Here is a 13914-nt window from a genome sequence, read left to right on the forward strand (position 1 = left end):
TCCCGCCGCCTTTCAAGCATTACCTGCGCCCGACACGGTTGGGCTCGTCCGGCGAAACACCTTTGCTCGCACCGGACAAATGACGGATTTGATTTGCTTGGTGATCCCCCTTCCTTAGGGCAAACTGCCTGCCGGGGCTCGAGGAGGAGAAATGAGAGCACGCGCAGCAACGGTTGGAGATCTGGAAGCTGTTTTCAGTGATCTGTCCAAGCGGATCTCGGACGAGTACGCCGCGGCCGGCAAGGACAGCAAGATCGCGTACGACAATCTGATGATGAACTTGAAAGAAGGCCGTGCTCACGCGCTTGTCCAGGGCGAAGACACGGTGGCGATCATCGCGTGGCACGAGCATAGCGACGCCGCTGATACGCTATTTGCCGCGCAGGAGGATTTCTTCAGTGCCGTGACCGTTCGCTTCTGCAAGCGGCACATTCGCCACATCCAGGCGCTTGCCGGCAACCTCCCCATTCACTCGCGCAGCTGGCTCCAGAGACCGGACGTCGCAAAGTGGTTTCGAATAATCGGCTATGTCGAACGAGGCCAGGACAATGGCGCCAACCTGTTCGAACTGCCGCCGGCTCCCGCCGCATAGTAAATCCAGGCGTGCTGCGAAAACCTGACTTTGGGTTCAGCCGGCGCCGCGCTCGCCTCGGCGTGGCGATGGCTAAATCCGGCTGAAAGTTTCAATCATCCATGCGCCGCGCGCCAACCAAAAAAGGCCCGCCGCTCCATTTGCGAAGCGGCGAGGCCCCATATTCGGGGACGATTGCCGGGGTGTTGCCCGGCATTGCCTACGGTGCAATTCAGGTGCCAGACATGTTGACCCATAATGGGTCACCGCATCCGGGAAGCGCGAACCATCTTCCGCGATCACACCACTGCCATACCTCGCCATTCCTGCTATGTTTCCTTGCGGCGGACCTGATTTCCGCCTGGCCGGCGCCCATCAGGCAATCTACCCCAACGCCCCCCCAAAGTGGCGCCGGCCAATCTTCCCCACCGACATTGTCAAACACGGCCCTTGCGAGGGCGAGCCTTTGCCAGGCCCGATGGTCAACAAGCTGGCCTCATATCGGGTACACATCTGGATCCGCGACCGGCAGAGGCGCCCTCGGCGCCGCGCCGGCGCGCCCGAGCACCTTGTGTTTAGGGATGATGCACCGCGAACGCCGCCTGAACGGCACGGTTGACCGTGACCGGCAGGATGGACATGTGGTTTTCGCCGGCATGCAGTTCGAAACTGGCGCTCAGGCCGGGGATTGCGCTGAGGCGCTCCGTCATCTGGCGCGCGAATTCGTCGGTGCGCGTCTCCTTCTTGTGCTCCAGGCGCTTTGCCTCGTCCGCAGCGCCGATCTGGAAAGGCGCCAGCTTTTCCGTCTCGTATTCGCCGGCCGACAGGATCACCTGCGCCTTCAAGCCATCCGGCACGGCGGTTTCGAACGACTGGAGAAAGCGGTCGATGAGGCGATCCTCCCAGTAGATGGCTGGGCTGGCCGCGATCCAGGTCTGGAAGGTGAGAGGGCGAGTGAACAGGGCATAGAGCGCGAACAACCCGCCAAAGGAGTGGCCGTAAAGCGCCTGCCGGCCGCTGTCGATCCTGGCGCGGCTCGCCACCCACGGCTTCAATTCGTCCTCGATGAAGGCGAGGAATTCTTCCGCCCCGCCGGTCCTGACCTCCGGGCCGCCATCATGGAATGGCGGGTAGGTCTTGCCCGGTGGCGGACCGAGGTCCCATGAGCGCCTGAGCGGATCGTAGGCGCCTGCCACGGGATAGCCGATGGCGACGATGATCCCGTCTTCGACATTGGTGCCGAGCGGGTAACCCGCCTGCGCGCGGATGGCGTCGACGGCGGTGCCGATCACGGCGTTGCCGTCGGTCATGTAGAGAACCGGCCAGCCGGCCTGTGGCTCTGGTTTTGCCGGCACATGCAGGAATATCCGATAGGGTTCACCGCCGCGCGCGGGAACAAGATCGTGGACTGTGGTGTCGGCGATCAAAGCGGGTGTCGAAATCAGTCGTTCGGACATCGGTGCCTCTTGCATCGGGATCAGCGGCGGCGCAGCAACCACATCAACACCGGGCCGCCGATAAGCGTGGCGACGAGCCCGGCCGGAACCTGGCGCGGGAAGATAACGGTGCGGCCGATCCAGTCGGCGGCGACCATGATCAAAGCGCCAACCAGCACCGCGCCGGCGGCTTGCGGCAGCGCACGGGCGAACCCAAGGCGACGGGCGAGATGCGGCGCCATCAGGCCGATGAAGGTCAGCGGACCGACGATCAGCGTCGACGAAGCCGTGAGCGCGGCGACCATCAGCAGCACGAGAAGCCGGGTTTTTGGCACATCGACGCCAAGCGACTGGACGGCGGAGTGGCCGAGCGGCAGCATATCCAGCCAACGCAGGAAAAGCGGGGCGAGCAGTAACAGGCAAAAGGCGATGGCGCCGGTCAGAAGCGCGGCCCCAGCATCGATGCCATAGGTCGAGCCGGTGAGCCAGTTGAGGAGTTTCACGGCGCGCGGGTCGCCGGTGGCGGTCAGCACCAGGATCAGCGCGTCAAACAGTGCCGTCAAAGCCACACCGGCCAGCAGCAGGCGCTCTGGCGCATAGGCGGCGCGCCGCCCGATCGCCAGGGTCACCAGCAGAGCGGCAAAGGCGCCGACGGTTGCCGCCGCGGTCTGGCCCGAGCGGCCCGCATCGGAGAGCGAAAACAGCGCCATCATCATGCCGAGCGCCGCACCGGCGCTGATGCCGAGCACCTCGGGGCTCGCCATCGGATTACCGGTCAACCGCTGCATCATCAGGCCGGCAAGCGCCAGCATTGCGCCGGCGGCAAACGCGGCGGACACGCGGGGCCACCGCCATGACAGCAAGGGCTGTAATTGATCGCCGAAGGCGAACGTCCAGCCATTCGGCCCCGGCCCGCAGAGCAAGGCCAGCCCGAGCAGCAGAAGCAGGGACAGGCCGATCGCCGCCAGCACGAGGCCGGGCCGGCCTATTCTGGGCAGGCGCTCCGCGGTGAGTGCCGGAACCTCGAGGCCAAGCGCAAGGCGAGGCAGCAACCACAGCAACAATGGCGCGCCCAGCAGGGCTGTGATCGCGCCGGTCGGCAGCAGGTCGCCTTGCGGCCCGGTCGCCAATTGCACCGCTTGGTCGGCGGCCCACAACAGTGCTGCACCGATGAGCGGCGCGATCACCAGCCGCTGGCTCAGCCGGCGCGCGCCGCAAATGCGGGCAAGGGACGCCGCCGCCAGGCCGACGAAGCCGACCACGCCGACGGCAGCGACGACGAAAGCGATCAGCGCGACGGCCGCGCCAAGCCCGGCGAAGCGATATACGCCAAGCGGAAGGCCGAGGCTGCGCGCGCCTTCATCGTCGAGGCCAAGCAGGGTCAGCGGCCGCACCATCAGGCCGATCGCCAAAGCCGCGGCACCGATGCGCGGCAACAGCCAAAGCGTCGTCGTCCAGTCCTGCTGGCCGAGCGAACCGGCGCCCCAGATAAACAGGCTGGTCAGCCATTCGTGCCGCAGCACGATGAGGGCTGCCCCGATCGCGCCTGCATAAAGGCTGACGACAAGCCCCGCCAACACGACGGAAAGCGGCGACAGGCCCTTGTGCCAGGACAGGGCGAAGACGGCTGCAATGGCGACGAAAGCGCCGGCTAGCGCCACCCATTCGCGGCCGTAGGCAAGCAGGGAGGGAGCCAGAAGCGTCGCCAAGGCCAAAGCCAGATAGGCGCCGGCCGAGACGCCGACCGTTTCCGGCGAGGCCAGCGGGTTGCGCAAGACTTGCTGCAGAACGGTCCCGGCTAGCCCAAGCGCGGCACCGCACAAAAGGCTGACCGCAAGCCTGGGCAGGAAGGCATAGTGGACGAGAACCTGCTGCATGTCGTCGATATCGGGGGCGGTGAGCGATTGCAGCCAAAGTGCCGAAGGCAGCTGCACGGTGAGATTGGAGACAGTTGCCGCAGCCGCTGCCACTGACAGCACCGCACAGAGCAGGATCGCGACCACCGGCTGATTGCCGAACATGCGGCGCGGCCATGTCTGGGCAGCCAGCTTGCCACCCTCCACCAAGGCTGTTGCGTCCTCAGCCACGGGCAGCTTCCCCGCTCATCGCCTTGGTCAAGACGCGGGCGAAACGGGTGGCTGACGGCAGCGCGCCGAACATCAGTACGGCGGGAAGACGCATGATCGAGCGGTTGCGCACGAAGGGCATGGCATTCCAGACCGGGCTTTCGGTCAGCGTGCCGCCGGCGCCCTCGGGCAAGGGTTCGAGATAGGCAAGGCGCGCGTCGCTCGCGGTCGCCAGACCGTCGATGCCGACGGTCGAAAACCCCCAATAATTAGTCTCGCCCGTCCAGGCATTGCGCAGCCCGATACGGTCGAACACCTCCTGAAACAGACTTTTCCTGCCGTAGACGCGTACGTTGCGCGGATCCAAGAAGCTGACGACATAGATCGGTCGGGCCGAAAGCGGCGCCAGCTCCCGGCGAACTTCGGAAAAATAGGCGTCCGTCGCAGCGATCAGCGCCTCGCCTTCCCTTTCCTTGCCGACAAGCCTGGCCAACTGGCGGGTTGCCTCTATGGCGCGCTGATAGGGCTGTCCCGCTTCGGTATAGAGCCCGATCGTCGTCACCGGCGCGACGCGTTCGAGCAGCGGCTTGATGCCGTCGAGATAGGGCATCGCCAGGATGATGTCCGGGGCAAGCTGCTGCAGCAGTTCGAGATTGGGTTCCAGCAAGGTCCCGACATCGGCGATCTCCGGCGGCAGCGGCGGTTCGACCACCCAGTTCTCCCAAACGTCGCGACCGGCGATGGCCACCGGGTTGACGCCGAGCATGAGCAAGGTCTCGGCCAGCCCGTCATCCAGGCAGACGATGCGCAGCGGCTTCGCCTCGACCGTCGAGAGCACAATGCCGGTGAAGGGCAGCGCGAAAAGCCCGAACGCCGCGCGCCGGGTCATTCGGTTGCCAGGGTGGATGGCCGTCTGGATGTGACGTTCAGGCACGGTCCTTGGTCTCTCTCTTCATCGCGGTGTGGGCATTTCCGCAATTTGGCTGGCGTTCGTCGATACCGGTTGACTATGAAACATGACTTTAATAGTCAACATTGAAGATGAGTAAGAGAGTCAACATTTGTTGCGCAGGCCGAATCGATGCCGCGCGCTTCGCAGACGGTGAGGGTGATCGCGATGAGGTTGGGCGCATATCGTGCGGCAGGTCGGCGAAACGGCATTCCAAGCCAAGGCACCCTCATCGCTGCGATATGCCTCTCGACCCTGCTCTGCACCCAGGCCTTCACGCAGGAAGATACGGTCGAGCTCAACCCGATCAATATCGAGGGACAGACTGACAGCCCGATCGGCCCGGATGACGGCTATATCGCCAAGAACACCACCACCGGCTCAAAGACCGACACGCCGCTGAGGGAAATTCCGCAGTCGGTATCGGTGGTGACCCGCAAACAGCTCGACGACCGCCAGCCCGGGCAGCTAGAAGACGCGCTGTCCTATCTTGCCGGCGTCACCACTTCGCCATGGGGCATTGACCAGCGCTTCGACCAGTGCCTGATCCGCGGCTTCGACCTCTGCACCTCGGCGATCTACCGCGATGGTCTGCCGCAGAAAGTGATCGACTTCTCCGGATTCAAGATCGAGCCCTACGGACTGGAGCGCGTCGAGGTGCTGAAGGGGCCGTCCTCGGTTCTCTATGGCGAGAACGAGCCCGGCGGCATGGTCAACGCGATCAGCAAGCGGCCGACGGGTACGCCGATCTATGACGGCTTCCTCAGCTATGGCAGCTTCAACACGGTCGAGGCCGGGCTCGATGTCGGCGGGCCAATCGATGATGCCGGCGTGTGGTCCTACCGGCTGACCGGGCTGGTTCGCAACGGGGAGATCCAAACCGACTATTCGCGCAACGATCGCATCTTCGTCGCGCCGGCGCTGACATGGCAGCCGGATGCGCAGACCTCGCTGACCATCCTGGCCAACTATCAGTGGGACCGGCTGACGCCGATTCAGTTTCTGCCGGCGGAGTACCGCAATCTGCCGCGCAATTTCTTCACCGGCTCGCCGGACTTCGACCGCTTCGATGCCAACCACGGCTCGATCGGCTACCAGTTCAGCCATGAGTTCGACGACAATTGGACGGTGCGGCAAAACCTCCGCTATTCGCAGCAGGAGACCGATTACCGCCAGCTCTACTATGGCGAATGGCTTGGCGGCCCAGACATGATCAACGACCATACGATGGCGCGCACGCTGTTCACGGTGGAAGAAACGGCGAGGCTGTTCAGCGTCGACAACCAGGCCGAATACAAGGCGAACTTCGGCTCCGTCGAAAACAAGCTACTGTTCGGTCTCGACTACAACAGGCAGTCGGTCGACGGGCAAAATGGTTACGGCGAGGGTCCGCCGCTCGACACGCTGGACCCGGACTACTCAATCCCGATCACGCCGCCGAGCCTGATTATTACGGATCGCGTGCAGACGATTAGCCAGGTCGGTCTCTATGCGCAGAACCAGTCCAAGATCGACGATCACTGGATCCTGACCCTCGGCGGCAGGCAGGCCTGGGTTGACAATACCAACCGGGACCGGCTCAGCAGCGCAGGTAGCTACGATCAGAAAGATCACCCCTTCACCGGCAATATCGGCGTCGGCTATCTCTTCGACAACGGTCTGACGCCCTATGCCAGTTATGCCGAATCCTTCACCACCAATATCGGCCAGTCCCAGTTTGGAGGTGCATTCCAGCCTTCGCTGGGAAAGCAGTACGAAGTCGGCGTAAAGTACGAACCAAGCTTCTTCCCCGGTTTCATCACTGCTTCGCTGTTCGACCTGCGCAAGACCAACGTGCTGGCGACCGATCCAAGTGATCCCCTCTTCCAGGTCCAGACCGGAGAAGTCCGCCATCGCGGCCTCGAGATCGAGGCCAATGCCGACCTTGCTTTCGGCCTGAGCATGACTGCCGCCTACACCTATCTCGACGCGGAGATAACCAGCGATACCACCGACGTCGTTGGCAATCGCCCGTCGATGGTGCCGGAACACCAGGCCTCGCTGTGGGCCAATTACGAGGTCGGCAACGGAACGCTTGAGGGCTTAAGCGTCGGCGCGGGCGTGCGGTACATTGGTGCAAGCTTCGGCGACAACGCGAACGCAGTCAGTGTGCCCGGCCGCACGCTGGTCGACGCAGCACTGCGCTACAAGAAGAATGGCTGGCAGGCCGCGCTCAACGTCTCCAACCTGTTCGACAAGACCTACTATTCGACCTGCTATAGGGCCGGCAGCAATGAAGACCTCAGCTGCATCTATGGCGAAGGCCGCGTTATCAAGGGCAGCCTCAGCATGAAGTTCTAAAGGCATCCAGCTCCAGAGCGGCGGACGAATCGATTCGTACCGCCGCTCGAGCTTTTTTCTGAACACGGATTTTCGCAAACCGGCCCCACTTTGGGTCCGATGCTCCGGCATCATGTTTCCTCCATGAACGCACTGCATGCTGAAACGGCTCCGACTGGTGATTCCAGCTGGACAGATCCCCCTGGAACGGCAGGACGACCCAACATAAATCCAAAAAACCGGTAGCAAGCCGCCGCCAGAAAGTGTTGAAGACCGTGCCGATCGCATTCCACGCAGCGCGATCCAGTTGCGCTCGGCAAGGCTTGGTGATTTGTTGCCGCTTCAAGGAGAATGAATGATGCGCGAGCCTGTCGGTCAAGACGAATATGGGTCGGCCAACCCCTTCGACCCGGACGACCTGTCGACGTTGAACGCGATGGGCCCGGCTGTGGCCAGCAACGATTTCGAGAAATACGCGGTTGCCGTGATCATCGTGTTCGGCGCCCTCATCATCGGCGGCCTGATGGCCGCATCCCTGGCCTTGGGGCACCGTAACGGCTTCCTTTACGCGCTTGGCGGCGCCACCGCGGCCTGGATATCCGGAAATGCGCTCCTGCTCGACCGGCCCCGTATCTATGCCGTGTTTGTCGGCATCGCGGCGGTGATGCTGATTGCGTCCACCATCACCTTGGTCATCTGACCAGGCAAATCAATATCCGATTGCCTCGCCGGATGCGGCGCGGCTGTCGATGGCGCCATTGTAGCGGGCGCCGCCGCCCTTTTCGATCTCGGCCAGGCTCTTGCCGCCGACCAGGATGCCAGCCGCCTGGCCCCAGGTCGTCTCGGTGACATCGAGGTGGTAGCCCAAGCCGGCAAGCAGCTTTTCGGTATCCGGCGACAGGCCGAACGGCTCGATATAGACCGTATCGGGCAGCCACTGGTGGTGGATGCGCGGCGCGTCGATCGCCTCCTGGATGTTCATGCCGTGATCTACGACATTGACGATCGCTTCCAGCGTGATGGTGATGATACGCGAGCCGCCGGGGCTGCCGATGACCATGAACGGCTTGCCGTCCTTGGCCACCACAGTCGGGCTCATCGACGAAAGCGGCGTCTTCCTCGGGGCGATCGTATTCGCCTCGCCCTGGACAAGGCCATAGAGATTGGGCACGCCCGGTTTCTGGGTGAAATCGTCCATCTCGTTGTTGAGCAGGATGCCGGTGCCGTCGGCGACGACGCCGGCTCCGAACGAGCCGTTCAGCGTATAAGTCACCGCGACGGCGTTGCCGTCATTGTCGACGATCGAATAATGCGTCGTCTCCTGGCTCTCGCCAAAACCCTTCGGCATCAATTCCTGCGACACGCCGGCCCGGAACGGATCGATCTTCTCGCGGATTTCTTTCGCATAGGCCTTGTCCAGCAGCTTTTCGACCGGATTGTCGACGAAATCGGGGTCGCCGAGCGCCGAGTTGCGGTCGACATAGGCATGGCGCATCGCCTCGACCATGACTTTGACGGTTTCGGCAGAACCCGCGCCGAGATAGGATAGCGGGTAGCCCTCCAGCACGTTGAGTATCTCGCAGATGATGACGCCGCCGGAGCTTGGCGGCGGCGAGGAGGTGATCTCATAGCCACGGTAGTTGCAGGTCACCGGCTCGAGTTCGCGGACTGCATAGTTCTCGAAATCCGCCTTGGCCAGAATGCCGCCCTTCTCCCCGCTCGCCTTGACGATACCGTCGGCGATCGGCCCTTTGTAGAAGGCATCGCGACCGCGCTCCGAAATGGCTGAGAGCGAGGCGGCGAGATCGGCCTGAACAAGGCGCTCGCCGATGGCATAAGGCTTGCCGTCCGGCTTCAGGAAGATGGCGGCCGCGGCCGGGTCCTTGGCCAGCCGCTCGGCGCCGCCTTCGAGCGAGGCGACATCGCCCTGCTCCAGCACGAAGCCGTCCTTGGCATAGCGGATCGCCGGCGCCATCAGGTCCTGCCGCGTCAGCGTGCCGTACTTTTCCCGTGCGGTCTCGAAGCCGGCCACCGAACCCGGCACGCCGACCGCGAGATAGCCGTCCAAGCTGGCGCCCTTCACCGGCTTACCGTCCTTGTCGAGATACATGGTCTTCGTCGAGGCGAGCGGCGCCCGCTCGCGGAAATCGAGGAACGTCGAGCGGCCGTCCTTGAAGCGAATGGTCATGAAGCCGCCACCGCCAATATTGCCGGCGTTCGGGTAGACCACAGCCAGTGCGTATCCAACGGCGACCGCCGCATCGACGGCGTTGCCGCCCTTCTTCAGCACCTCGACGCCGACTTCAGACGCAAGATGCTGGGCGGTCACCACCATGCCATGCTCACCCTTCGCCGGCTGCGGCGAAGCGGCGAAGGCGGCCGCCAGCGGCGCAAAGGTCAAGGTGATGGAAAGGCTGATTGCGATTAGGGTGCGGCGGTGCATGGCCGTTCTCCGAGGGGCGTTGGATGCGCCTAAGAAAGCCGCTTGGAGAGGTTGAGTCTACTGACATTAATGAGGATTCCGCGAGGCTTGCACCTTCTACGAACTCTCAAGACCTGGTTCCTCGCCCCACGAAAGTGGGGAGAGGTGGCCGCGAAGCGGCCGGAGAGGGGCTTCGTAGAGCGCGGTCCCCTCTCCGTCTCGGCTTCGCCGAGCCACCTTTCCCCACTTTCGTGGGGCGAGGAACCCAAGCTGGAATGAAGCCGCGATCCTTCGCGCCCCTCCCTGTCCTGCTTGGCACAGCCATTTTGTTCTTGCTTTGTGCCGGCAGTTATGCTAGTAATTCCGGCACGATACTGATTTGCGCCAGTGACCCGCCTCCGGCGGGTTTTTCGTTTTCAGACCGACCCTGACATCAAACAATTCCACCGCTGCCGCCGGCAACCGCTGGCCGTTCCGCCGCGACCTTGGCCCGGTAACCGGCCGCCCGATAAGCGGCGACCGGATCGATGGCGCCGCCCGTGTTCAGCCGCGCCATGGCGAGGATCGGCTCGACATCGGTGCGATAGGCGGCTTTCAGCGTCTGCGTCGCCATCAGCGCGTCGTTGGTGTCCTGATAGCCTTCCAGCGCCTTGCGGTCGACCAGCAGCGCCTGCGCATAGGCGCGCTGCACCTCGACCGCCGACAGCATCAGGCTCTCTATCGGATCGGTGACGTTGTGACTCTGGTCGAGCATGTGGGCCGGATCGAAGCCGTCGGCGCCGGAAAGCTCGGCATCGACCAGCTCGTTGAAGACGAGGAACAGCCGGTAGGGGTCGATGGAACCAGCGTCGAGGTCGTCATCGCCATATTTGGAATCGTTGAAATGGAAGCCGCCGAGTTTCTTGAACTGGATCAGCCGCGAGACGATCATCTCGATGTTGACGTTGGGCGCATGATGGCCAAGGTCGACCAGGCAGAACGCCTTGTCGCCGAGCTCTTTGGCGATGATGTAATTGGTGCCCCAATCCTGCACGACCGTCGAATAGAAAGCCGGTTCATACATCTTGTGCTCGGTGAACAGCTTCCAGTCGTCCGGCAGTCCGGCGTAGATCTCCTTCATCGCGTCGAGATAGCGCTCGAACGCCCTAGCGAAATTGACCTGGCCGGGAAAGTTCGAGCCGTCGCCGATCCACACCGTCAGCGCCTTGGAGCCCAGGGTCTTGCCGATCTCGATGCATTCGAGGTTGTGCTCGACCGCCTGCCGGCGCGTTGCGGCATCGGCATGCGACAGCGAGCCGAATTTATAGGAAAGCTCCTGGTCCTTGGCGTCGGAGAAGGTGTTCGAATTCATCGCGTCGAAGCCGAGGCCGAAGCGGGAGGCCGCCTGTTTCAGCCGGTTTGGATCGGCTTTGTCCCACGGGATGTGCAGCGAGACGGTCGGCGTCGCCTGCGTCAACTGCCGGATGACGGCGCAGTCCTCGATCTTGTCGAAGATGTCGCGCGGCTCGCCGGCGCCGGGAAAGCGGGCAAAGCGAGTGCCGCCGGTGCCGACGCCCCAAGACGGGATGGCGACCGCGAATTTCTCGACCTTGTCGCGGATGGCGTCGATGGTGATGCCGCGCCGGTCGAGCCGTTCGCCGAGCGAGGCGTAGTCGCGCTTGAGGTCGGCCTTACGCGCGGCATTGCTCGTTTCGACGACATCGGCGGAGATGATGGTTTCGGACACTGCGGTTTCCCTCCTAAAAAGCACTCGGTCGGCGCTACCCTCATCCGCCCACCAAGCGCGTCATCCTCGGGCTTGTCCCGAGGATCCACAGGCCTATGGATCCGGATCGCGTCACATTCCCTTTGGAGCGCAGATCCTCGGGACAAGCCCGAGGATGACGGCGCAGGGCTTGTGGAGCCTCGCAACACGACCTCGACCAAATAGAACAACTGTCAGAGCCATGACGCTATCGCGTAAAGCTCTGGGCGTTGCCCGCGTCGACATTGACGATGTTGCCGGTCGACTTGGCCGACATGTCGGAGGCGAAGAAATAGATCGCCTCGGCGATGTCTTCGGGGAACACCGAACGCTTCAGCATCGAGCGCGAGCGGTAATGCTCCTCCAGGTCGTCGGTCGACATCTTGTAGGCGGCGGCGCGCTGTTCCTTCCACTCGCCGGTCCAGATCTTCGAGCCGCGCAACACGGCATCGGGATTGACGACATTGACCCTGATCTGGGCTTCCGCGCCTTCCAGCGCCAGGCAGCGCGCCAGATGGATCTCGGCCGCCTTGGCCGTGCAATAGGCGGCGGCGTTGGGCGATGCCGCAAGACCGTTCTTGGAGGCGACGAAGACGACGTTGCCGCCGATCTTTTGTGCGCGGAACAACCGGAAAGCTTCCCGCGAAACGAGGAAATAGCCGGTCGACAAGACGTCCATGTTCTTGTTCCACAGTGCCAGCGTCGTCTCCTCGATCGGCGCCGAGGTTGCCAGGCCGGCATTCGACACCAGAATATCGATGCCGCCGAACTCGACCGCCGTCTCGGCGAAGCCGGAGATCACCTGGTCCTCAGCGGTGACATTGATGACCAGCGGCCGCACGAAATCCTTGCCATAAGCCTGGGCCAACTCGTCATTGGCGCTGGCAAGTGCTGCTTCGTCGATGTCGGCCAGCACGACGCAGGCGCCTTCGCGCAGCAGCCGGTTGGCCGTTGCCCGGCCAATGCCGCCGGCACCGCCGGTGACCAGCGCGATCTGGCCGGCAAGAGCCTTCGGCTTCGGCAGGCGCTGCAGCTTTGCCTCTTCTAGCAGCCAGTACTCGATGTCGAAGGCTTCCTGCTCGGGCAGCCCGACATAGGTCGACACCGTCGAGGCGCCGCGCATGACGTTGATGGCGTTGACATAGAACTCGCCCGATATGCGCGCCGTCGCCTTGTCGCCGGCGAAGGTGAACATGCCGACGCCGGGCATCAGATAGACCACGGCGTTGGGATCACGCACGGGTGGCGAATCCGCATGCTTGCACCTGTCATAATAGGCCTGATAGCCAACGCGATATTCCGCCACGTCGTCGGCCAGACGGGCGATGACGGCATCTACATCCGGGGTTTTGGGATCGAACTCAATGACCAGCGGCCGGATCTTGGTGCGCAGGAAATGGTCCGGGCAGGACGTGCCTAACGCTGCCAGCGGACGCAAATCCTTCGAATTGACGAATTCGAGCACGGCGGGCGAATCGTCGAAATGGCCAAGCTTGTGGCTCTTCTCCGAAATCAGGCCACGGATCCTCGGCATCAGTTTTGCTGCCACGGCACGACGCGCCGGTGCATCGAGCGATTTGACCACCTCGCCGCCGAAGATCGGCTTGCCTTCAGACTTGCGCTCGAACCATTCGATCGCCTGGTTGATCACCGAGATCGTCGTCTCGTAGCATTCTCTAGGGGTGTCGCCCCAGGTGAACAGGCCATGGCTTGCCAGTACGACGCCCTTAGCCTCTGGGTTTTCAACGCAGAATTTTTCCAGCCACAGGCCGAGCTCGAAGCCCGGACGCTTCCATGGCAGCCAGCCGATCGCGTCGCCGAAGATCTCCTTGGTCAGCGCCTTGGAATCCTTCGCCGCAGCAATGGCGATGATGGCGTCGGGATGCATGTGATCGACATGGGGCTTCGGCACGAAAGCGTGCAGCGGCGTGTCGATCGAGGCCGCGCGTGGGTTAAGATTGAACGTACAATGGGGCAGATAGCCCACCATCTCGTCCTCGTGATCGAGGCCACGATAGAGGCCCTTCAGCGCCCTGAGCTTGTCCATGTAGAGCGTGGCGAAACCGTCCAGCTTGATCGAGGCGCTGTCGCCACCCGAGCCCTTGACCCACAACACCTCCACGCTCTGCCCGGTGAGCGGATCCTTTTGCCAGATCTTGGAAGAGGTGTTGCCGCCGCCATAGTTGGTGACGCGCTTGTCGGAGCCGAGAACATTCGAGCGATAGACGAGACGTTCCGGCTCGCTCATTGCCTGGGCTTTCGCCTCATCCCAAAGATTGGCGAGGCGCGTGCCGGAGCGCTTGTCGAGCATAGGTATCCTCCCGTGACGCGAGACCGCAAAACGGCGCGGTCCCTTTTTTCCGAATTTCTACGCAAGCGGCGGCGTTGTCAATCACAAACGATCAAT

Annotated in this window: 9 protein-coding genes; 3 read left to right on the plus strand and 6 right to left on the minus strand. The window is 63.0% G+C overall.

Translation table 11 applies throughout. The features are described 5' to 3' along the window. Positions 1–151 precede the first annotated feature (151 nt). The gene (locus ABID19_RS06260; protein ID WP_354488889.1) at positions 152–592 is read left to right on the plus strand and encodes a hypothetical protein; all 441 of its coding nucleotides are present in this window, start codon (positions 152–154) and stop codon (positions 590–592) included. Between the two features lie 554 nt (positions 593–1146). On the opposite strand, the gene ABID19_RS06265 is transcribed toward ABID19_RS06260, so the two are convergent. The 3 genes from ABID19_RS06265 to ABID19_RS06275 are packed head-to-tail and all read right to left on the minus strand — an operon-like array spanning position 1147 to position 4962. Beyond that, complete coding sequence (locus tag ABID19_RS06265; RefSeq protein ID WP_354488891.1) at positions 1147–2028, minus strand: alpha/beta hydrolase; 882 nt, start codon at positions 2026–2028, stop codon at positions 1147–1149. Between the two features lie 20 nt (positions 2029–2048). Continuing rightward, positions 2049–4094 (minus strand): Fe(3+)-hydroxamate ABC transporter permease FhuB, encoded by a 2046-nt coding sequence (fhuB, locus tag ABID19_RS06270; protein WP_354488892.1) that lies wholly within the window; start codon positions 4092–4094, stop codon positions 2049–2051. Then, positions 4087–4962: an ABC transporter substrate-binding protein gene (locus tag ABID19_RS06275; RefSeq protein ID WP_354488894.1), complete on the minus strand. Its 876-nt coding sequence runs from the start codon at positions 4960–4962 to the stop codon at positions 4087–4089. The genes fhuB and ABID19_RS06275 overlap by 8 nt, the downstream gene beginning before the upstream one ends. A 228-nt stretch (positions 4963–5190) precedes the next feature. On the opposite strand from ABID19_RS06275, the gene ABID19_RS06280 reads away from it, so the two are divergent. Both ABID19_RS06280 and ABID19_RS06285 read left to right on the plus strand, forming a co-directional pair. Then, positions 5191–7362 carry a TonB-dependent siderophore receptor gene (locus ABID19_RS06280; RefSeq protein WP_354488895.1) on the plus strand — a complete coding sequence of 724 codons (2172 nt, stop codon included), beginning with the start codon at positions 5191–5193 and terminating at the stop codon, positions 7360–7362. 334 nt (positions 7363–7696) lie between these two features. Next, the gene (locus ABID19_RS06285; RefSeq protein ID WP_435528693.1) at positions 7697–8041 is read left to right on the plus strand and encodes a hypothetical protein; all 345 of its coding nucleotides are present in this window, start codon (positions 7697–7699) and stop codon (positions 8039–8041) included. Between the two features lie 9 nt (positions 8042–8050). Here ABID19_RS06285 and ggt read toward each other — a convergent pair whose 3' ends face one another. The 3 genes from ggt to ABID19_RS06300 all read right to left on the minus strand — a co-directional run bounded on the left by ggt (position 8051) and on the right by ABID19_RS06300 (position 13818). Then, a complete protein-coding gene (gene ggt, locus ABID19_RS06290; protein WP_354488897.1) occupies positions 8051–9784 on the minus strand; it encodes a gamma-glutamyltransferase in 1734 nt (577 codons plus the stop codon). Positions 9785–10196: 412 nt separating this feature from the next. Beyond that, on the minus strand, positions 10197–11489 hold the full coding sequence (rhaI, locus tag ABID19_RS06295) for an L-rhamnose catabolism isomerase (protein WP_354488899.1): 1293 nt from the start codon (positions 11487–11489) through the stop codon (positions 10197–10199). Positions 11490–11715: 226 nt separating this feature from the next. Beyond that, positions 11716–13818 carry a bifunctional rhamnulose-1-phosphate aldolase/short-chain dehydrogenase gene (locus tag ABID19_RS06300; protein ID WP_354488901.1) on the minus strand — a complete coding sequence of 701 codons (2103 nt, stop codon included), beginning with the start codon at positions 13816–13818 and terminating at the stop codon, positions 11716–11718. Positions 13819–13914: the final 96 nt, after the last annotated feature.

The organism is Mesorhizobium robiniae, from assembly GCF_040545535.1.
GTDB classification, from domain to species: Bacteria; Pseudomonadota; Alphaproteobacteria; order Rhizobiales; family Rhizobiaceae; genus Mesorhizobium; species Mesorhizobium robiniae.

Coding starts and splice junctions, on each gene's coding strand:
- ABID19_RS06275 (WP_354488894.1), bottom strand. CDS start 4,962: ATGACCCGGCGCGCGGCGTTCGGGCTTTTCGCGCTGCCCTTCACCGGC.
- ABID19_RS06280 (WP_354488895.1), top strand. CDS start 5,191: ATGAGGTTGGGCGCATATCGTGCGGCAGGTCGGCGAAACGGCATTCCA.
- ggt (WP_354488897.1), bottom strand. CDS start 9,784: ATGCACCGCCGCACCCTAATCGCAATCAGCCTTTCCATCACCTTGACC.
- ABID19_RS06260 (WP_354488889.1), top strand. CDS start 152: ATGAGAGCACGCGCAGCAACGGTTGGAGATCTGGAAGCTGTTTTCAGT.
- ABID19_RS06300 (WP_354488901.1), bottom strand. CDS start 13,818: ATGCTCGACAAGCGCTCCGGCACGCGCCTCGCCAATCTTTGGGATGAG.
- ABID19_RS06285 (WP_435528693.1), top strand. CDS start 7,697: ATGATGCGCGAGCCTGTCGGTCAAGACGAATATGGGTCGGCCAACCCC.
- ABID19_RS06265 (WP_354488891.1), bottom strand. CDS start 2,028: ATGTCCGAACGACTGATTTCGACACCCGCTTTGATCGCCGACACCACA.